The organism is Collimonas sp. OK307 (genome assembly GCF_900113705.1).
Lineage (GTDB): Bacteria > Pseudomonadota > Gammaproteobacteria > Burkholderiales > Burkholderiaceae_D > Collimonas.
The window spans coordinates 448,755-469,944 of the sequence record NZ_FOQI01000001.1 but is presented as its reverse complement, the minus strand read 5'-3'; the positions used below and the strand labels follow the sequence as shown (position 1 = coordinate 469,944).

At 57.9% G+C, this 21,190-nt stretch carries 16 protein-coding genes; 7 read left to right on the top strand and 9 right to left on the bottom strand.

Features of this window, described 5'->3' with window-relative positions; genetic code table 11:
• Nucleotides 1-18 precede the first annotated feature (18 nt).
• The 4 genes from BM205_RS02070 to BM205_RS02055 form a co-directional block, all read right to left on the bottom strand.
• Nucleotides 19-510 (bottom strand): Csu type fimbrial protein, encoded by a 492-nt coding sequence (locus tag BM205_RS02070; RefSeq protein WP_092412029.1) that lies wholly within the window; start codon nt 508-510, stop codon nt 19-21.
• Nucleotides 507-2,756 carry a fimbria/pilus outer membrane usher protein gene (locus BM205_RS02065; protein ID WP_175511118.1) on the bottom strand — a complete coding sequence of 750 codons (2,250 nt, stop codon included), beginning with the start codon at nt 2,754-2,756 and terminating at the stop codon, nt 507-509. The genes BM205_RS02070 and BM205_RS02065 overlap by 4 nt, the downstream gene beginning before the upstream one ends.
• A 67-nt stretch (nt 2,757-2,823) precedes the next feature.
• Entirely contained in the window at nt 2,824-3,537 is a 714-nt protein-coding gene (locus BM205_RS02060; protein WP_175511117.1) for a fimbrial biogenesis chaperone, read from the bottom strand.
• Between the two features lie 21 nt (nt 3,538-3,558).
• Nucleotides 3,559-4,086: a spore coat U domain-containing protein gene (locus BM205_RS02055; protein ID WP_254783694.1), complete on the bottom strand. Its 528-nt coding sequence runs from the start codon at nt 4,084-4,086 to the stop codon at nt 3,559-3,561.
• Nucleotides 4,087-4,419: 333 nt separating this feature from the next.
• Here BM205_RS02055 and BM205_RS02050 point away from each other — a divergent pair, with 333 nt between their 5' ends.
• The 4 genes from BM205_RS02050 (at nt 4,420) to BM205_RS02035 (ending at nt 9,048) form a co-directional block, all read left to right on the top strand.
• Complete coding sequence (locus tag BM205_RS02050; RefSeq protein ID WP_092412021.1) at nt 4,420-4,866, top strand: RrF2 family transcriptional regulator; 447 nt, start codon at nt 4,420-4,422, stop codon at nt 4,864-4,866.
• Between the two features lie 94 nt (nt 4,867-4,960).
• Complete coding sequence (gene hmpA / locus BM205_RS02045; RefSeq protein WP_092412019.1) at nt 4,961-6,187, top strand: NO-inducible flavohemoprotein; 1,227 nt, start codon at nt 4,961-4,963, stop codon at nt 6,185-6,187.
• An 85-nt stretch (nt 6,188-6,272) separates the two neighbouring features.
• Entirely contained in the window at nt 6,273-8,330 is a 2,058-nt protein-coding gene (locus BM205_RS02040) for a S46 family peptidase (RefSeq protein ID WP_092412017.1), read from the top strand.
• A gap of 151 nt (nt 8,331-8,481) precedes the next feature.
• Nucleotides 8,482-9,048: an NnrU family protein gene (locus tag BM205_RS02035; protein WP_175511116.1), complete on the top strand. Its 567-nt coding sequence runs from the start codon at nt 8,482-8,484 to the stop codon at nt 9,046-9,048.
• A 13-nt stretch (nt 9,049-9,061) separates the two neighbouring features.
• On the opposite strand, the gene BM205_RS02030 is transcribed toward BM205_RS02035, so the two are convergent.
• From BM205_RS02030 to BM205_RS02015, 4 genes are all read right to left on the bottom strand, one after another.
• Complete coding sequence (locus tag BM205_RS02030) at nt 9,062-10,567, bottom strand: NAD(P)H-hydrate dehydratase (RefSeq protein ID WP_092412013.1); 1,506 nt, start codon at nt 10,565-10,567, stop codon at nt 9,062-9,064.
• 34 nt (nt 10,568-10,601) lie between these two features.
• Nucleotides 10,602-11,879: an FAD-dependent oxidoreductase gene (locus tag BM205_RS02025; RefSeq protein ID WP_092412011.1), complete on the bottom strand. Its 1,278-nt coding sequence runs from the start codon at nt 11,877-11,879 to the stop codon at nt 10,602-10,604.
• A 103-nt stretch (nt 11,880-11,982) separates the two neighbouring features.
• Complete coding sequence (locus BM205_RS02020) at nt 11,983-13,185, bottom strand: DUF2252 domain-containing protein (RefSeq protein ID WP_092412009.1); 1,203 nt, start codon at nt 13,183-13,185, stop codon at nt 11,983-11,985.
• Nucleotides 13,186-13,282: 97 nt separating this feature from the next.
• Complete coding sequence (locus tag BM205_RS02015; protein WP_092412007.1) at nt 13,283-13,882, bottom strand: short chain dehydrogenase; 600 nt, start codon at nt 13,880-13,882, stop codon at nt 13,283-13,285.
• Nucleotides 13,883-13,991: 109 nt separating this feature from the next.
• On the opposite strand from BM205_RS02015, the gene BM205_RS02010 reads away from it, so the two are divergent.
• Nucleotides 13,992-14,915 carry a LysR family transcriptional regulator gene (locus tag BM205_RS02010; RefSeq protein WP_092412006.1) on the top strand — a complete coding sequence of 308 codons (924 nt, stop codon included), beginning with the start codon at nt 13,992-13,994 and terminating at the stop codon, nt 14,913-14,915.
• Here the strand turns inward: BM205_RS02010 and BM205_RS02005 are convergent.
• Nucleotides 14,899-15,798, bottom strand: coding sequence for a LysR family transcriptional regulator (locus BM205_RS02005; RefSeq protein ID WP_217646003.1), 900 nt, complete (start codon nt 15,796-15,798; stop codon nt 14,899-14,901). The genes BM205_RS02010 and BM205_RS02005 overlap by 17 nt on opposite strands.
• A gap of 124 nt (nt 15,799-15,922) precedes the next feature.
• Here BM205_RS02005 and BM205_RS02000 point away from each other — a divergent pair, with 124 nt between their 5' ends.
• Entirely contained in the window at nt 15,923-16,948 is a 1,026-nt protein-coding gene (locus BM205_RS02000) for a zinc-binding alcohol dehydrogenase family protein (RefSeq protein WP_092412003.1), read from the top strand.
• A 186-nt stretch (nt 16,949-17,134) separates the two neighbouring features.
• Entirely contained in the window at nt 17,135-21,139 is a 4,005-nt protein-coding gene (gene purL, locus BM205_RS01995) for a phosphoribosylformylglycinamidine synthase (protein WP_092412001.1), read from the top strand.
• Nucleotides 21,140-21,190 lie beyond the last annotated feature (51 nt).

The following is a 21,190-nucleotide window of genomic DNA, read 5'->3' as shown; positions in this document are numbered from 1 at the left end:
GGCTTTTTTTATGCGACCTCAATAGGTAATGGTGACGATCACTGCGTCGGTGTAGTTACCTGCCGGTTTGTTCTGAGCCCCGGGCACCCGGCCATAAACGGTGTAGTGACGGGTAGTCGGACCCAGGCTGAGAACGTAACCGTCGGTCATGGTGTTGGCGCCAGCTCCGGCGCTGCCGTCGCCCCAGATTATAGTGCGGCCGGTATCGGTAAACAAATTATAGTTAAGAGAATTGCTGACTGCGTATATCAGCGTGCGGGTGGCGAAGGTACCGCTGCCCGTACCTAACTCCATGGTGTAACTAACCAATACCCCCAGGCCGCTGCAGGTAACGGCAACATCGCCGGTGCCGTCGGAATTGCCAGCTCCGGGATAAGCGACGTAAACCGGAAAGGCAATGCCGGTAACGGCAACTGTGCACGTGGCAAGCAGCGCATGTGCGCTTAACGGCAGCGCGCATGCACTGATGAATGTCATCAAATTCATCATCCATTTTAAGCCATTTCTCATTTCATCTCCTGAGAGCAGATATAAGGCCCCAGCACCGGGAAATTCATTGCCCGCGGCGGCATCTCGATCGTGAAGCGGCACCTGATGCCCGTACTGTTGTCACGCACCACGATATCTGCCGGATAGTCGATCGTCGGCATGAAGACCTGACCGCGCAAGGCAACCTCCTGTGCTGCGCTGTTTCCTTTGATGTATACCCGGGTGCCGGTGGCTAGCGGTTTGTTGTTTTCGTCGAACAGGATCAATGTTGCGCTTTCATTTTGCTGTGCGTTGAATTTCAGAAGGCTTCCGGTCCTGTAGCCGGGAGTAACCGTTTTTTGCGCCAGGTCCAGCGTCATCGACAGCGGTAACCTGGCATCGTCCAGAGAGACTGTGTTGGGCTCGTAAGGAACCAGGCGCGGTATGAAGCCGACGCCATGTTTATCAGTCTGGCCGACCTTGATATTGTTGGCATAGATATCGATCGGTTGGTTGACGGGCACTTCCACCATCGCGAAACTTTGATCCAGCCAGCGTGTCGTCCTGACATGACCGCCGAGCAGGGCGATGCCGCCGCGGGCCTCAAGCTGCAGATTGTTTTGGGCATCGATGTGATTGGCGCTCAACATGTATTCGCCGTTGGTGCCGATGTAGTTGGCGCCGACATCTTCGCCGCCGTTGTCGAACACAGCCTTGCGCGCGCGATAACCCCAGCCGCCTTCCTGCGGGGCGGCTTGCTGGTATTCAGTGCTGAAGTATTTACTGCCTTGCTGGCCGCTGGCCACCATCTGCAGGAAGCTTTGATGTTCCAGCGGAATGACCCACACCACGTTGGCCGAGAGCGAACGATCCTGCGTCAACGACTTCAGCAAACCGATGTTGATGCTGCCGTTCTGGCGCAAGTTGAAGTTAAGGCCGGCATTGATGGCGCGCACATTATCCTGGCCGCGGTTGACCTGGCTCAGGTAGCCGAACGCCAGATTTGTAACTGCGCCCAGAGCGACATTAGCTTGCGCCTGGATTTGCTGTGCCGGCGCCAGGATATCGTCGCCCAGGCCCAGTTGCCAAAAGCGCGGACCGGCTGTTTGCGCGCGCACGGTTATCCCATATCGATTGCCTCGGCGGTCGAACTGCAAATATTGTTGCGTGTCGCTACCGCGTTCAGAGCTGCTGGCCGCCACGCCGCCGCTCAGCAAGCCGACGTCGCTGATAGCAACGGCGGCGGCAAAGGCCAGCGACTCGCGGCCGCGCATGACCTCGCCATGACCTTCTACCGTGCTGGCATCGCTGACGCCGTAACGCACTGTGGCGGAGCTGAACGCCTGGCCGTAATCGCTATTCTTGCTGCCGAAATTATTGCGTAGCGCGCCGACTTCGTAAGAGACGTCCTTGCTGCCTTGCCGTAAAAATTGTGCGCTGGTGATATAGCTTTGCGTGTACACCTGCTGGCGCCCGAGCACATCGTGCACCACCATTTGCACATTTCCCTGACCGGCATATACCGGCAGGTTGTTGATGGTGAACGGGCCGGTGTCGACCGTTTGTTTGAGGCGCAGGATATTATCCACGTAGATGTCGACCACGGAAGGCGCGGCCGCCGTGCCGCTGAATGCAGGTAGCGGGATTGCCTGGAATCCCGGAATGGTCGAGAATTTTGTCCGCCATTGAAGCCCTCCGAAATATACCGGGCGCGATAAAGAACTGGTGCCGGTGATGCTATCGCCCACCACCAATGTCGCTTGCTGTTGTGGAAAATCCCGCGTGTACTGGCTATCGAGCCGAAACAGCGCTCGCTGGCCGGTCAGGTCCTGGCCGACGAAACGGCTGGTGTAAATTCCGCCGCCGCTGAAAACCCCCACTTCCACCAGACCCGAGAGATTGGTTTGGCTTTGACCCTGGCTCTGGCTCTGGCTCTGGCTCTGGCTCTGGCTTTTGGCGTAGTTGACATCATAGTTCAGGAAGGCGCCGGTTTCCGCTGCCTGCAATAGCAGGGGGCGGTGATCGCCAAGATTGAACTCCGAATCGATGAAAGCGCTTGGCTGTGCACTGATGTTTAACGTCTGGGTGCTTGCCTCGATCTCTGCGTTGACACCGGGCAGCGCCGCCAGCGGATAATAGTTCTGCTGATGGCTGCTGATGGCGGCGACGTTCGGCAAGCGCAAGCGCGCGTCAATCAATAACTGCGACGGCACAATAATGCCGTTGGCCGCAGTACGTACAATCAGCGTTGCGTCCGTCAATTTTTTGTCATTGACGACAACCGCCAATATGATTTCCTGTTCTCTCACTGACTTGTCAGCTGCTGCCAGAGCCGGGATTTGACATGCGATCAGGCTAGCGACTAGATATCTGGTCAGTCTCCAGCATGAGGTGTTCTTCAATCTCGCCTTTGTCTGTCAAAATTTGCAGTCGGACCGTGCCGGCATGGATTTTTCCGTTTGCCAAAGGCCATTCCTTGTGCTGGCCCGGCAATACGTAAACAGGTACGCTGATTTTCTGGCTGTCCTTGCCATCATTGTTACTTAGCAGAATGCGAACAATCTTGGTGTGGACATTGCCATCATTGGCCGCCACCAGCACTAGTCCCTTTGCTTCCCGTTTTATTTTCCAGGAAATTTTTTCCTGTTTTTTCCGCGGGACGATAAATACCGGGATGCTGACTCTTAGCAAGGTCGTCAGACCGGGCGCCTGCGGACCGCTGGGCGGTACTTCGTCGATCAACAGGCGGTAGCTTTTTTCGGTGGTTGAATCCATTGGATGGCGCAGACCGAAACGCAGAAACTGGGTTTGTCCCGGCTCTAGCGCAAAGATCGGCGGATTCAACAGCAAGGCATCGGTATCCGCCACTACTTCCTGGCGGCCATCGGTGCTCCAGTCGACCGCATTGACCTGGATGCGCGCCGGCTGGTCACCAGTGTTCGTGATTTGCAGCACGCCGGCGCTGCGCTCGCTGCTGAGCTCGAAGCCGATCGGATTAACGGTGAACGATGCGGCCAGTGCATGGCCGGCCAAGCCGGCGCACAGGCCGGCGAGCAGCAGTTTCAGCATAAGCGCCATCGATCGCCCTGCCTAAAACGTGACGGTGGCAATGACCGAGTCGGTATAGGTTGCTGCGGCCTCTGACTGAGCCGCCGGAATGCTGGCGTAGATGGTAATCAGGGTCGGCAGGCCGGTGGCGGTGACGGGGGCAGGCGCAGTCCCGGCTGTACCACCCCAGGTTACGGTATGGCCGCTGTCGGAAAACAAGCCGTAGTTCAGAAAGGCTGTGGCGCCGGTGTTGGCAAGACGGCGCAGCGGCACGGCGCTGGTCGAGCCGGTATTGGCGTGAGCACCCGCGTCCAGGGTAATCACCGGACTGGCGCCGATGGTGCAAGTGGTGGTGACGCTGGCTGTCGCGGTCTGCGGTGTAGAGGCGTTGGCGACCACAGGATCGTAGGTGGTGGTGAAGCCGAGCGTGGAGATGACGCAGAGGTTGGCGATGGTGACCGTATTGGTCATGGTCGCCGTGGCGGTTCCTGCAGAGGCGGTGTTAGAAACAGTGCTGCATACAGTTGCTGACGCGATAATCAAAATGCCGTTCCGTACAAACTTTTTCATGACAAATCTCCCGATTGACATTTTATTGTGTTGTGGAAACCCAAGTAGTTGCTTGGACATTCATTGACTACGGCACGCCTCCTTCGCGGCCATTTTCTTTATAGAAATATTGCCTTATTTCATTATTAACGCCATAGGGGAATCACGTCAAGATATTTTGTTTTTTATGAAAGTCGCTTAAAAAAATAGGAGATCACTTAAATCTTTGAACGTGATTTAATTGTTAATAAATGTGTTTTTCTGCGCAACGAATTTATTATTGCTTTTAAAATGCAACAATAATATACTGACCACATCGGATCTAACGATTCGCCTTCAGCAGGAAACAAATCCATGCAATTCACCAAATTCACCGATTTCGGCTTGCGCGTCTTGATGTATCTGGCCGCGACGTCGGAACAAGGCGTGATTACCGTCGGCGAGTTGGCGAGTCAGTTCGACATCCCGAAGAATCATCTGAACAAGGTGGTCAACCGGATGGTCAAGCTGGGCTGGATTAGCGCCACTCCAGGCCGCAACGGCGGCTTGCGGATGGCGCGAGCGCCGGCAACCCTGCATCTGGGCGATATTCTCAGCGCACTGGAAGGGCATGTCGGCCTGGTCGATTGCGACAAGCCACCTTGCGTTTTAAGAGGGAGTTGTCATCTGAAGCGCGTGCTGGATATCGGCCAGCAGGAATTTTACGCAGGCATGAACCGGCACAACCTGGCGGAGCTGATCTTGCCGCCGACCTCTACTGTCATCACGCGCATGCATTTTCAGCCGACGGCAATGGCTTGATTCCGGCGAAAACGAACGCGCCGCCAGTGTCGCAATAGCGCGCATTTTTTTAGCTTAATTGTAGTATTTTAAATGTCACAATAGGAGTATTTATATGATTTCCGCTGCTTCCCGTCCCTATATCGTCGCTTCCGTTCCTGTCTTGCGTGAGCATGGCCTTACCATTACCCGTTGTTTCTACCAGCGCTTGTTTGCCGCTCATCCCGAGCTCAAGAATATATTCAACATGCCGAACCAGCAATCCGGTACGCAGCAACAGGCACTGGCTTCTGCCATCTTTGCTTACGCTGCGAATATCGATAATCCCGATGCATTGGCGCCTGTGATCAGCCGTATCGTGCAAAAGCATGTCAGCCTGGGAGTGCGCGAAGAACACTATCCGATCGTCGGCAAACACTTGCTGGATGCGATTGCGGAAATCCTCGGGGCAGCCGCAACGCCGGAACTACTGGCGGCCTGGGCCGAAGCCTATGGTTTGCTGGCCACGGCTCTGATCACCGAAGAGCGTAAACAATATCAGGCGCATGGCATCGAACCCGGCGAATACCGGTCGGTTACCGTGGTGCGCAAACAGAAGGAAAGCGAGACCGTTACTTCGTTCTACCTGGAAGCCACGGACGGCAAGGCGCTGCCGGCTTTCCAGCCGGGCCAGTACATCAGCGTCGCGGTGAATATCGAGCAACTGGCTTTGCGTCAACTGCGCCAGTACAGCTTGTCGGATGCGCCGGACAACGGGCACTGGCGCATCAGCGTCAAGCGCGAGGAGGGCAGCGCCACTGCCGACAACTCTTATCCGGCCGGCCTGGTATCGAACCTGCTGCACGACCAGTATCAGGAAGGCGACGTGCTGTGGGTCAGTCCGCCGTGCGGCGATTTCGTTTTGCCGCAAGACGACGACACGCCGTTGGTCCTGATCAGCGCCGGTGTCGGCGTCACGCCGATGATGAGCATGTTGCAGGGCAGCCTGCAACGGAGCCCGCAACGGCCGGTGAATTTTCTGTATGCCACGCTGAATGGACGTCACCATCCGCTCAAAGGAGAGTTGAGCAAGCTGAGTCGCCGGCATGGCCAGATGCGCTCGCACATTGCTTATGAAAAGCCGGCTGACGACGATCGCCTGCGGATGGATTATCAGCAACAGGGTTATTTGCAACTGGCGCAATTGCCCGACGCCTTGCTGCCGCATGATGGTTCCTACTACTTGTGCGGGCCGACTTCTTTCATGCAGATCCAGCGCAATGCTTTGCTGGCACGCGGTGTGGCCGCGCATCAGATCCAGCAGGAAGTGTTCGGCCCGTCCTTGCTGCAACATCTGCAATAACGATAGCACGGATGATGGTAATTACGCATCGTGTTTCTATGTGGTAATGTCTCACTCCTAAAATTTTATTTACGTTAGGAAGACGATGCGATTTCATTGGCTTTTTGCAGCACTGCTGGTACCAGGCATGACTCTGGCAGCAGAGGGGATGTGGACGTTGGATAATTTGCCGAAGGCGAAGATGCAGGCCGAATACGGCTTTACTCCGACTGACGGCTGGATCAAGCGCACCATGCTGGGTTCGGTGCGGATTGCCGGCGGTTGCTCGGCATCCTTCGTCTCAAAAGACGGGTTGGTGATGACCAATCATCACTGCGCTTCCGAGTGCCTGGATCAATTGTCGACGGCAAAAAAGAATCTGATCAAGAATGGTTTCCTGGCCAAGGGCCGCGAGCAGGAGTTGAGCTGCCCGGAAATCGAATTGAACCGGCTGGAACAAATCACCGATGTGACTACCGAGGTAAAGAGCGCGACCGCAGGCCTGGATGGCGCGGCATTCAAGAGCGCGCAAAATGCGGTCAAGGCCAAGCTGACTTCGGCCTGCGTCGGCCAAGATAAGGAAACCGTGCGTTGCGACGTCGTCGATCTGTATCACGGCGGCCAATACCAGGTCTACAAATACCATCGCTTCCAGGATACGCGCCTGGTCTGGGCGCCGGAAAAAGCCGCGGCATTCTTTGGCGGCGATCCGGATAACTTCAACTTCCCGCGCTACGACCTGGATATCACCTTGTTGCGTGCCTATGAAGGCGGCAAGCCGGCCAAGATCGAGAACTATTTTCCGTTCAGTAAAAGCGGCGCAGAGGAAGGGGAAATGGTATTCGTCACCGGCCAGCCTGGCTCGACCCAGCGTCAGCTGACCGTCTCGCAACTGACTACCTTGCGCGACCTGACGCTCGTCAACAGCGTGATTCGACTGGCCGAAATGCGTGGCGTGTTGGAGCAGTACGGCAAAAGCAGCCCGGAAGCGGCGCGTAACGCCGAGCATGCCTTGTTCGGTGTGGAAAATGGCTACAAGGCGCTGAGAGGGCGCCTTAGCGCTTTGCAGGATCCGGTACTGATGAAGCAAAAGCAGGACGATGAAACCGCCTTGCGTGAATTCGTCTCCAAACAGCCCGCGCTGCAAGCAAAAATCGGCGGCGCCTGGGATGCAATTGCGGCGGCACAGCAAGCCTATCGCCAGATTGAAGCGCCTTACGGCATGATTGAAGGCGGTCGTGGTTTCTCCAGCAAGTACGCCGGTTACGCGCGTGCCCTGGTGCGCGGTGCGGAAGAGCGCGCCAAGCCGAATGGCGAGCGACTGCCGGAATATGCCGACGCCAAGTTGCCGGAGCTGGAGCAAGAATTGTTTTCGAGCGCACCGGTGTATCCGGAGTACGAAAAAGTCATGTTGGCATTTTCGCTCACCAAGTTGCGTGAAATCCTCGGTACCGACGATCCTTTCGTCAAGCAGGTGCTCGGCAAGCAATCACCTGATCAGCTCAGCGCGGCATTGATCGATAACACCAGGCTGGGTGATCCGGCGGTGCGGAAGGCGCTGTGGCAGGGCGGCAAAGAGGCCATCCTGAAATCCAGCGACCCGTTCATCAAGCTGGAACTGGCGCTCGATCCGGCCGCGCGAGCAATCCGCACGCGCTATGAAAAAGAAGTGGAATCGGTACAGCAAAAGAATTCCGAACTGATCGCCCAGGCACGCTTTGCCCAGCAAGGCACCAGTGCTTATCCGGACGCCACTTTTACCTTGCGTCTGTCGTATGGTGAAGTGAAGGGATGGCAAGAGGGGGATAAGAAAATCCCGCCGTTCACGACACTCGGCGGTGCTTTCGAGCGTGACACCGGCGCCGATCCGTTTGCCTTGCCCGCTTCCTGGCATGCAGCCAAGAGCAAGTTGAATCTGTCGCAGCGCTATAACCTGGTAACGACCAACGACATCATCGGCGGTAACTCGGGCAGCCCCATGATCAATCGTAACGGCGAGATCGTCGGCTTGATTTTCGACGGTAACATACATTCGCTGGGCGGTGCGTTCTGGTTCGATCCACGCTTCAACCGTTCGGTTGCGGTACATAGCGGCGCGATTCTGGCAACCCTGGACAAAGTCTATGGCGGCGGCGACCTGGTCAAGGAAATCCAGGCACATTGACGCATCCTGGCTGAACCGGAGCAAGGTTCCTGAATTAGTATCTATAATGAATCCCTTCCGGTGGCGACGCCGGGAGGGATTTTTTCATTTCACATACCGGACATATCGGGCGATTCGGTCTTCGCGTAGTTGTCATGGAAGGAGAATGATTTTGGAGATATTGATCCTGGGGCTGGTGCTCTTTATCGGGCTCCATCTGATTCCCACTGTGCCGGCTTTGAAAACGCAGCTGGTCCACGCTTTTGGTGAAAATCGCTACAAGGGCCTGTTCGCCATGCTGGCGGCGCTGGGATTGATCCTGATCATAGTCGGGTACGGCAGGGCGCCCGCCGAACCGAGACTGTTCGCGTCATTTATCGGCGCCCGCCATGCTGCGCCATTGGTCATGATTGTCAGCTTCATCCTGTTCGCCGCCGCCAATATGAAAGGCCATATCCGGGCTTGGGTAAAGCACCCGATGTTGCTGGGGCTGGCGCTGTGGGCACTGGTCCATTTGCTGGCGAACGGGCATGCCAAAGCCACGCTGCTGTTCTCCGCTTTCCTGGCTTATGCCGTGATCGATTTGTGGTCCGTGATTCGCCGTAAGAGTTACAAGTCATTCACCCCGGTGCTCAAATTCGACGTGATTGCGTGTGTCTCGGGCCTGCTGTTAGCTTTGCTGGTGATGACATTTCACCGTCAATTGATGGGTGTGGCGGTGGTGCCTTGGGGCGTATGACTGTTGCTTCATTTCAGCGCTCTGGCACCAGCTGATTCAACAACAGACGGACTTCGGGGATCAACTCGCTCGCAGTCAGTCCGATCGGCCCGATGCCTTGCGCCACCAGTTGGTCGGCAGCGCTGCCGTGCAGCCATACCGCCGCCAGCGCGGCTTCCCATTGCGGCCATCCCTGCGCCAGCAACGCGCCGCAAATACCCGACAATACATCGCCGCTGCCAGCTGTGGCCAAGGCAGGATTGCCGGTTGCATTGACAACCACTGCGCCATCAGCGCGGGCGATGATGCTGCCGGCTCCCTTTAACACGACTACAGCATTGAAGCGGCTTGCCAAGGTGCGGGCGGCAGCGACGCGATCGGCCTGGATATCGCTGGCGCTGACTCCCAGCAGGCGCGCGGCTTCAAGCGGATGCGGTGTCATCAAAACGGCGTGCTGGCGTTGCGCGGCCTGAGTTTGCAGTTGCGGCTGGCGCGCCAGCAGGTTCAAGGCATCGGCGTCCAGCACCAGCCAGTTGAGGGCGTCAAGCGCACGCGTCAGCAATGCCAGCGCGGTATCGGCCGTGCCCATGCCGGGGCCGACTACCAGCACGGCCGACGAAAAATCGAGGTCGGCAGCGTGGCGGCACATGAGTTCCGGCTGTGCGCTGTCGTAAGCCGGCGGTTGATCCGCATAGCCGACAAACACCCGGCCCGCGCCGCATTTGGCGGCGGCGCGGGCTGCCAGGATTGGCGCGCCGGCCATTCCCGCGGCGCCGCCGATGACGGCGACATCGCCAAAACTGCCCTTGTGTGAATTGAGCCGGCGTGGCCGCAGGCATTCGGCGAACAGATCGGGCTGGTTGAGCCACATGCGTGGCGCGGGGAAGTGGTTTTCTGTAATGGCCAGTGTCGCCACTTCGACCTTGCCCGCGTAGTCGGGACCGTCGCAGGTGTGCAGGCCGGCTTTATCGGCGATGAAGGTGACGGTGTGGCTGGCTTTGATCACGATACCTGCAGCGCCGCCTACTACCACGCCGGTATCCGCGTTCAAGCCGCTTGGTACGTCCAGCGCCAGCACCGGGCAGGTCATCGCATTGACGGTTTGCACCAGGTTGCGCCAGTCGCCATCCAGCGTCCGGCTCAGGCCGATACCGAACAGGCCGTCTATCACCAGGGTCCACTGATTGCTGTCGATGTCGGCGAATTGCTCGGGCGGCATCAGGTGTACGCCGTGCTGTTGGGCGCGTATCAGTGCTTTGGCGGCGTCGGCTGGGAGTTGCGAGGGGGCGGCCTTGAGGAGTGCCACTACTTCGGCGCCTGCTTTTGCCAGGCCGGCGGCGGCTTCGAGGGCGTCGCCGCCGTTGTTGCCCGGGCCTGCCAGTATCAGGATTGCGGCTGAATGCGCGGGGCAGGGGAGCATGCGCAGGGCGGCTTGGGCTGCGGCTTGGCCGGCGCGTTGCATCAGGGTGTAGGGGGGCAGGTCGCGCAGGGCGGCTTGTTCGATTTTCCGGATTTCGGCGGACGGATAGATGGCGTTCATTTGGATTTTCTACTCCGTGTTTTCCGATATTCGGCTAACGATAGCGCGCTACTGTCAGGCCGTCCAGATCGACCTCGGGGATCCGGCCGCAGATCTGGTCTGCCAGGACCTTGGCTGCGCCTAGCGCCATGCTCCAGCCTGAGCCGCCGTGGCCGATGTTGACGAAAACATTGCTGGCGCCGGTGTGGCCGATGAGCGGTACTTCGTCGGCCAGCATCGGGGTGTGGCCGCACCAGAAACTGGCGCTGTTGAAATTGGCGGCGTCGGGGAACCAGTCGTGCGCTACCTTCAGCAGGGTGCGCAGGGCCTTGTCGTCGAATGACATGTCTTGCGCGCCGAATTCGGCGATGCCGGCCAGGCGCATGCGGGCGCCGATACGCGCCATGGTGACCTGGTAGGTGTCGTCCAGAACCGCCATCTGCGGCGCCACTTCATAATTTTTTACAGCTGCGGTGGCGGTGTATGTCTTGATCGCGTGCAGCGGCAGGCGCAGGCCCAGCGGCCGCAGCAACTGTGCGCTGGCGCTGCCGGCGGCGCACACCACGGCATCGGCCATCAAGACATTGCCGTCGATGTGCAAGCCTACCTGGTCGCCTTGCGGGACGATAGCGGTAACCTGGCTGTCGAAATGAAACTGTACGCCCAGCCCTTGCAGGATGGCTTTCAATTGTTTGGTAAACAGAGTGCAATTGCCCGAGCCCAGATCCGGAAAGTACAAACCGCCCGCAAGCTTGCCGGCGCCGGCCAGTGCCGGTTCCTGCAGCCGTACGGCTGCGTCGTCGAGCAGCGTATGCACCACACCGCATTCGGTCAGCAGCTCTTGCACAGGCGCCAGCGCCGCCAGCTCGGCTTCGCTGCGCAACAGCCGTAGCAAACCGAGGTTTTGTTCAAAGTCGAGCTGGAAATGCTGTTGTATCTGCTCTAGCAGTTCCTGGCTGTAAGAGGCCAGCCGTTGCATTTGATGGGTGTGCGAGCGAAACCGCTGAATCTCGGATTCAGCCATCCAGCGCCGCATCCAGCGCCACAGGGCAGGGTTGAAGCGGGCGTTGAGTACGTTCGGCGCTTCCTGGTTGAACATGCCTGCCAGGATTTTCCGGCGCATGCCCGGGACGGACCACGGCAGCGCCGCACCAGTCGACAATATGCCGGAATTACCCAGCGTCGACTGTTCTGCGACGTTGCTGCGTTGTTCTACTACGGCAACCTGATGTCCGGCTTCAGCTAGAAAATAAGCGCTGCAGACTCCCATCACGCCGCCGCCGATAACCACGATCTGTTTCTGTGTCTGCTGCTGTATCACTATTGTTCTCAAGGGGTTCTGCGTAGCACCACGCGTTGCAGGCGATCAGAATCATACCTTGAATTACTTGATAAGAGGACAGCAAAGAGCACAATTGCCTTGCCGCCGCCAGTCGCTACAGTTCAAACGCGCCGGCATCGTACGCTTTGCTATAGGTCTGCCAGTCCTTTTGCACTTGTGCCGCGCAGGTCAGGGCGGCATCCAGCAATTGTTTTTTCCATTTCTTGCTTGTGCCGAAAGCGATCAGCTCATCGGCATTCGCCGATCCCTGGCGGCCGGCGCTGCGTAACTGGGCCCAGGCAGCCAGATTGCCCATGACAGTCATGACCTGGCGGATTTCGTCGAGTGTGTGACGTGCATGCAAGACGGTTACCCGGTCTTCGCTGGGCTGGAGGCCGCGCAGCACATAAGATACCTTGCCGAGCATGACTGGTTGCAAAAATGCCATGGACACAGCCTGGCAACGCCGCTGTAGCGTCACTACACGCTGGGCCTGGCTCTTCCATTTGGGTTGCGTCACCTTCAAGTAAGGCGTTAATGAAGATGGCAGCGCCTGCTTCAGATCAAGCAGGTAATTGCCGTCCGGCGAACCCTTGCCTTGCACCAGGATGACATAACGCTCGACGCCAAGGCTGCCGGTGCCGGCGATGCGGCGTGCGACGTCAAGTACTTTGTAGAAATCGGGGTTGGCCTGTTCGCTGGCAAAACGCTTCATGAATGCGGTCACTTTGGCGCGCTGCTTGATGGACACTGGCAGCGCCTTCTTGTCATCCACACGCAGCGTGCGCAGTTTGCCTTTGCGTACGGTGCGAGTATCCAGATAGGCGGCACGTTGGCGGCCGCGCAAGCCACTCAGCAGGTCGCCGACCATGCCATGGGCGAGATCACGCTCGATCCAGCGGGGTTTGCCGTTGACCAGGGCGGCGCCGTAAGCGTCGATGAGACTGCGGCACATTAGCCTGCCGTCGGCAGCGCTTTCCGGCGCGCCGTGGGCGGCAACCAGTACGCTGGTCAGCAAGCGCACCATTTCCCAGCTAACCGGCGCCAGCACGGATTCGTCGAAATCGTTCAGGTCGAAATAAGCCAGGCGGTTGTCGCCCTTGTAGCTGCCAAAGTTTTCCAGGTGCAGGTCGCCGCAAATCCAGGCCGGGGGCGCTGATCGCATTACGCCGCTTTGCGGCAGGCGTTCATAGAACAGATGGCAAGTCCCGCGCAGGAAGGTGAAGGGATCGTTGCGGATATTCTTGTATTTCATCTGCAAACGTTGCGGATCGCGGCCCGCGTTGTATTCCTGAATGCGCTTGACTACATTCACCATGGCATGCCTCCTGAGGAAAGGGATTGGTCGCAACGCAACTACGACCAATCTTAATGCATGGACTTGACAAAATGCTGACAAAATTACCTGACTGTAATTACCAGACCTTATACACGCGGCCAGTCTGCGCTCCCTCAACGCTGCGGCTGTAGGCTTGGGCGACACGGCTGGCCGGGGCTGCCTCGAAGCCGTAAAAGAACGGGCCGTAGCTGGCCAGCGATTCTTCCAGCACGGTAGGGCTGACGACATTGATTCGGATACCGCGCTTCAATTCGATCGCGGCAGCGCGTACAAAACCGTCCAGCGCCGCATTGACCGTGCTGGCATTGACGCCTTGCAGGATCGGCTCGTCGCTGAGGATACCGCTGGTCAGTGTGATCGATCCGCCATCGTTCAAGTGATGCTGGGCCACCAGCGCCAGGTTGATTTGCCCCATCAGCTTGTCGCGCAGGCCGATCTCGAATTTCTCCGGCGTCAGCTCTTGCAGCGGGCCGAAATGCAATTTGCCGGCGGTCGAGACGACGGCGTCGACTTTGCCGAACTTCCCGAACAAGGCTTCGACGCTGCGGATGTCGGTCATGTCGACCTGGTATTGGCCGCTGCTGTTGCCGACCTCGATGATTTCATGGCGGTTTGTCAGTAACGCTACAACTGCCTTGCCGATGGTGCCTGTAGCGCCGATAACTGCGATTTTCATGATGTGCTCCGTATGAGTGAAATCTGGAGGTAATTATGATTGCTTCCTCGTGGTGGATAAATAACCTGATATTCTTATCACTTGCAACCAATGGTGTTTAATGTAATTTATGGACAGATTAACCAGCATGCAGATTTTCGTCCGCGTGGTCGAAAAAGGCGGATTTTCCGCAGCAGCGGAAGAGGCGCGAATCTCACCCACCATGGTGGGTAAACACGTGCGCCAACTGGAGGAGCAGCTCGGCGTACGCTTATTGAATCGTACTACTCGCCGCCAAAGCCTGACCGAGATCGGCCAACTGTATTTCGAGCGTTGCAAGCAAGCCTTGCTGGAGATCGAGGCGGCTGACGCTTCTGTCAAGCAAATGCAGTTGCTGCCACGCGGCGTATTACGGGTAACCGCGCCAGCCACGTTTGGCGGCCAGATGCTGGCGGCTGTGGTGCGCGCTTATCTGGAACGCTATCCCGACGTCGAACTGGATCTGTCTCTGAATGACCGGGTGGTGGATCTGGTGGAAGAGGGGTTTGAAGTGGCGATCCGGATTGGCGCGCTGCCCGATTCGAGCATGATCGCACGTCCTTTGCAGCCGTACCGGGCGATGGTGTGCGCTTCACCCGAATACCTGGCGCGTTGCGGCACGCCGCAGACGCCGCAACAACTGGTCGATCATAATTGCCTCAGTTTCGTGCACGGCAATCGTTATAACTTGTGGCAGTTTTCGCAGGGAGGTGTGCAGCAGGAGATTGAAGTGCATGGTAATTTTCGCGCCAATAACGGTTTGGCGCTGCGCACCGCAGCGCTCAATGGCATCGGCATCATCATGCAGCCGGAAGCTTTGCTGTGCGAGGAGGTCAATGCCGGCCGTTTGCAGCGTTTGCTAGTCGACTATGAGCTGGAACACCGGCCGATGCATATCGTGGTGGCATCGAATCGCAAGATGACGCCCAAGTTGAAATCGTTTATCGAATTCGTAGTCGCGCATTTCGGCAGGGACAACGAAACTGATAGCGTAGCGCTCACAGCGGTGGATTGAGCGTAGCAAACTGCGCGCGCAAAAAAGCCAGCAACGCGCGAAGCGAAGGCGACATGCTGCTGCGATGCGGATACACCATACTGAGCGGCGTTTCTTCACCGGTAAACTGATCGAGGATTATTTCCAGACGGCCTTCGACGACGTCTTGCCGCACATCCAGCCAGGATTTATAGGCGATGCCGATGCCTGCAACCGCCCAGGTCCGAGCGATTGCAGCATCGTCAGTCATGCGGTCGCCGCGCACCTTGACGTCAATCGCAGTCTTGCCCGAATAAAAGCGCCAGTTATTGAACAAGCCGTGCTGCAGGTAATACAGCAGGCAGTTATGGCTCGCCAGATCTTTCGGCAGGTTCGGCCTGCCGTGTTTTGCCAGGTAGGACGGTGCCGCCACCGCTACCCGGCGGCTGGGCGCCAGTATTTGCGATACCAGGGTCGAGTCGTCCAGCGGGCCGTAGCGGAAAGCTACATCAACCGGATCGCGAAACAAGTCGATTACACGGTCCGAAAATTGTAGCGATAATGTGACTTGCGGATGATTCTCCTGAAAGGCATCGAGCCAAGGCAACAGCACGTTACGACCGACATCGGACGGCATCGACAGCCGCAAATGTCCGCTTACCGGCCCGCTGGCATTCAGCAAGGCCTGGCCTTCCTGCAGCAGGGCCAACGCCTGCCGGCTATATTCCAGAAACAGGGTGCCTTCCGGCGTCAGGCGCATGCTGCGGGTAGAGCGCACAAACAGCCTGGTGTTGAGTTGCTGCTCCAGCCGTTTCAGGCTGGCGCTGGCGGTCGCCGGCAGCAGGTCAAGCTGGCGCGCTGCGTTCGACAGGCTGCCAAGATCAGCCGTGTGAATGAAAAGCTGCAAGTCGGTGGTTGAATACATTATCAAATTTTGATTGAAAGTGAATCAAATATCGCGCTATTTATAAAATAATTCAACATTATCATAATGGCTGTCATTCGACCTGATTCAGTTTGAACCGGTCTTTACCGCCAGGAGTTTGCTCATGAAAGCCATTGCATTAACCCAATATCTGCCTATAGATAATCCAGAATCGTTGTTCGATATCCAACTTGACAAACCGTCACCAAGCGGCCGCGACCTGTTGGTCGAAATCAAGGCCATCGCAGTCAATCCGGTCGACGTCAAGGTACGGGCGCCAAAAGACACCATCGAAAAAACGCCTCGCGTGCTGGGCTGGGATGCTGCCGGCGTGGTGCAGGCGGTGGGGCCCGACGTCAGCCGTTTCAAGGTGGGCGATCGTGTGTTTTATGCTGGTGACATCACCCGTCCAGGCGCCAATAGCGAGTTCCAGCTGGTCGATGAGCGCATCGTCGGCAACATGCCGCAATCGCTGTCCTTCGAGCAGGCCGCCGCTTTGCCGCTGACTACGATCACTGCATGGGAAGCGCTGTTCGACCGCTTGCACATATCGCCGACACCGGCCGCAGCGACAACACCGGCCAAGTCGATCCTGATCATAGGCGGCGCCGGCGGCGTCGGTTCGATTGCGATCCAGCTGGCGGTCAAGGTCGCCGGCTTGAATGTGATCGCCACGGCATCGCGTCCCGAGTCGGAAAAATGGGTGCGCGACCTCGGCGCGCAGCACGTAATCAACCATTTCGGCGATCTGGCGGCGCAGCTCAGGCAGCAAGGCTTCGAGCATGTCGATTACGTGCTGATCCTGAACGATACCGATCGTCATTTCCCGGCAGCGGCGGCAGTGATAGCGCCGCAGGGGATGATTTGCACTATCGTCGAAAACGATGCGCCGCTCGACGTCAGCCTGTTGAAATCCAAGAGCGCCGGTTTCATCTGGGAATTCATGTTTACCCGTTCGATGTTCCAGACCGCCGACATGCAGCAGCAGGGCAATCTGCTGGACCAGGTGGCGCGCCTGATCGACAACAATATCATTGTCACAACGGTGAATCAGGTGTTGTCGCCGATTAATGCCGCCAACCTGCGGCAAGCCCATGCTGCGCTGGAAACCGGGCGCGCAATCGGCAAGATCGTCCTCAAGGATTTTTAAAGATTAAATTATCTAAAATGCAATGATGGGCCGAGAGAGCTGGCGCTTTCCCGGCCCATCATGCTTTTTCCATGGGTCGGCAAGGTGATTTTGTCATCAGTTTGCGGGGCGGCAGGCGGGTCAGCACTGTATAATGACGGCTTCTGATTTAACCCGCAGCCATGCTGCATCAACTCCCTCCTCGCCATGTTGATTTTGCCCGGTTCCAATGCTCTGCCTGCCTTCCGTTCCCAACGTCTTCTTGCTCAGTTACAAGCGATCGACAGTAATGTCGTCGAAGTGACAGGGCGTTTCGACCATTTTGTCGATGCTTCGACCCCGCTCGACCAGGACGATATCGGGCGTTTGAATGCCTTATTGACCTATGGCGATCCGTATGCCGAGGCTGAAGGCGGTGAAGAATTCATCGTTATTCCACGCTTCGGCACTATTTCCCCATGGGCCAGCAAGGCCACCGACATTGCCCATAATTGCGGCATGGCGCACATCAAGCGCATCGAGCGCGGGATTGCGTATCAGGTAAAACTCAAGAGCGGTCTGCTGGGCGGCGCTAAGAAACTCAGCGACGACAGCGTACGCGCTATCGCTGATGTATTGCATGACCGCATGACCGAAACCGTCTTGCGCAGCGCCGAGCAAGCTGTCGATTTATTCCGCGAACTGGACGCCAAGCCATTAGCCTCCATCGATCTGCTGGCAGGCGGCAAAGGAGCCCTGGAACAAGCCAACACCGAACTGGGCCTGGCCCTGTCGGACGACGAAATCGATTATCTGCTGGCGGCCTTTACCAGCGCCAAGCGCAATCCGACCGACGTCGAACTGATGATGTTTGCGCAGGCAAACAGCGAGCATTGCCGCCACAAGATTTTCAACGCCGACTGGATCATCGACGGCGAAGCGCAAGACAAGTCCTTGTTCGCAATGATCAAGAATACCCATCAGTTGCAGCCGAAGGGCACCATCGTCGCCTACAGCGACAATTCATCGATCATCGAAGGCGCAACCGTCTCGCGTTTCTATGCGCGCGGCGCGGCGGAAGGCAATACCTACCGCGCTTCCGACGAGCTTACCCACATCCTGATGAAGGTTGAGACGCACAATCACCCGACCGCAATTTCGCCTTTCCCTGGCGCCTCCACCGGCGCCGGCGGCGAGATCCGCGATGAAGGCGCAACCGGGCGCGGCGCCAAGCCGAAGGCTGGCCTGACCGGCTTTACCGTATCCAACCTGCAGTTGCCAGATGCGTTGCAAGCTTGGGAAAATGCTGCTGATGTTACCGCTATCGGTCAGCAAGATGCAGGCCAGTACGGCAAGCCGGAACGAATCGCTTCAGCCCTGCAAATCATGATCGACGGCCCGCTCGGCGGCGCTGCGTTCAACAACGAGTTCGGCCGTCCCAACCTTGGCGGTTATTTCCGTACCTACGAACAAAACGTCGGCGGCAATGTGCAGGGTTATCACAAGCCGATCATGATCGCCGGCGGCATCGGCAGCATCTCCGACAAGCACACTAAGAAAAACGAGCTGCCAGTCGGCAGCCTGCTGATCCAGCTGGGCGGCCCCGGCATGCGCATCGGCATGGGCGGCAGCGCGGCGTCGTCGATGGCGACCGGCTCGAATACCGCCGATCTCGATTTCGATTCGGTCCAGCGCGGCAATCCGGAAATGGAACGACGTGCTCAGGAAGTGATCAACGCCTGCTGGGCGATGGATGACAAGAATCCGATTCTGTCGATCCATGACGTCGGCGCCGGCGGTTTGTCGAATGCCTTCCCGGAAATCACCAACGACGCCAAGCGCGGCGCGATTTTCGATTTGCGCAAAGTGCCGCTGGAAGAAAGCGGCATGGCGCCGAAGGAAATCTGGAGTAACGAATCGCAAGAGCGTTATGTACTGGCAATCGCACCGGAAAGCCTGCCGCTGTTCGAGTATTTCTGCCAGCGCGAGCGTTGCCTGTTCGCAGTGGTTGGTACCGCAACCGAAGAACGTCAGTTGAAGGTGATCGATCCGCAGCACGACAATAATCCAGTCGATATGCCGATGGACGTGTTGCTCGGCAAACCGCCGAAAATGCTACGCGACGTCAAGCACCTGAATCCAGCTTTGCCTGCGGTCGACCTGACCGGCATGGATTTGCTGGAAGTGTCGCAGCGCGTCCTGAAGCTGCCGACAGTGGCCGACAAATCGTTCCTGATCACCATCGGCGACCGGACCGTCGGCGCCACCTCGGTGCGCGACCAGATGGTCGGCCCGTGGCAAATCCCGGTGGCTGATTGTGCGGTCACAAGCATGAGTTTTGAAGGCTATCTGGGCGAAGCTATGGCGATGGGCGAGCGCACGCCGCTGGCTGTCATCAACGCTGCTGCATCCGGCCGTATGGCGGTGGGCGAAGCCTTGACCAACATTGCCGCCGCAGCGATTGCCGATATTTCCGACGTCAAGTTGTCCGCCAACTGGATGGCCGCTTGCGGCCAGCCGGGTCAGGACGCTGCCTTGTTCGATACCGTCAAGGCGATCGGCATGGAGTTGTGCCCGGCATTGGGCATCAGCATCCCGGTCGGCAAGGATTCGCTGTCGATGCGCACTACCTGGAAAGATGAAGGTCAAGCCAAGGCAGTGACTTCGCCGGTGTCGCTGATCGTTTCAGCATTCGCGCCGGTGAGCGACGTACGCCGTTCGTTGACACCGCAGATTCGTACCGATCTCGGCGATACCGCGATCATCCTGATCGACCTTGGCCGTGGCAAGAACCGCATGGGCGCTTCGGCGTTGACGCAGGTCATGCAGCAAATCGGCAATGAGACGCCCGATGTCGACAGCGCAGAAGACTTGAAAGCATTCTTCGCCGCGATTCAACAACTCAATAGCGAACAAAAACTGCTGGCCTACCATGACCGTTCCGACGGCGGCCTGTTTACCTCCCTGTGCGAAATGGCGTTTGCCGGCCACAGCGGGCTGTCGATCAATCTCGATATCCTGACGATGGAAAGCGAACATGCAGCCGACTGGGGCGATTCGAAAAACTGGACCGGCCAGGTGGCCGAGCGCCGCAACGAGATGACCTTGCGTGCCTTGTTCAGCGAAGAGCTGGGCGCGGTGCTGCAAGTGCGCGCCGAGCAGAAATCGGAAGTCATGAATGTGCTGCGCAGCTTCAATCTGGGCGCCTGCAGCCATATCATCGGCAAGCCGAATACACGCGACGTCATCGAATTCAGCCGCGACGCCAAGACCATCTACAGCCAGACCCGTATCGACCTGCAGCGTTTGTGGAGCGAAACCAGCTGGCGCATCGCCCGCCTGCGTGACAATCCCGCCAGCGCCGATGCCGAATACGACCGCATCCTGGATGCGGCCGATCCGGGCATCAGCCCGATCATCCCGTTCGATCTGCAAGACAATATCGCGGCGCCGTTCCTCAACCTGGCGGCCAAGCCGCGTGTGGCGATCTTGCGCGAGCAAGGCGTCAACTCGCATGTCGAAACCGCTTACGTGATGCACCAGGCCGGGTTTACCGCGGTCGACGTCCACATGAGCGACCTGATTGCCGGTCGCGCGCGGCTGGACGATTTCAAGGGTTTCATCGCAGTCGGCGGTTTCTCATACGGCGACGTGCTGGGCGCCGGCGAAGGCTGGGCCAAGACGATCTTGTTCAATGCCAAGCTGGCTGAGCAATTCTCGCTGTTCTTCCAGCGTGGCGATACGTTCGCACTGGGTGTCTGCAACGGCTGCCAGATGATGAGCAATCTGAAATCGATCATTCCCGGCGCCCAGGCATGGCCGAAATTCACCCGCAACAAGTCGGAGAAATTCGAAGCGCGCTTCTCGATGGTGCAAGTCGAATCGTCGCCGTCGATTTTCCTGCAAGACATGGCGGGCACGCAAAGCGCCATCGCCATCGCGCACGGTGAAGGTTTTGCCGATTTCTCGCAAACCGGCGATATCAAGGAAGCGCTGGTCGCCATGCGTTTCGTCGACAACAAGGGGCAGGTGACCGAAGGCTATCCGTACAATCCAAACGGTTCGCCGCAAGGTATTACTTCGGTGACTACGCCGGATGGCCGCTTCACGGTTTGCATGCCGCATGCCGAACGCGTGTTCCGCACGGTGCAGCAGTCGTGGCACCCGGATTCGTGGGGCGAGGATTCGCCATGGATGCGCATGTTCCGCAATGCGCGTAAGTGGGTTGGTTAATTAATTAATTAATCGTTCTGTTGCTGGCATCAGATAGCGTGGGCAGGTTTT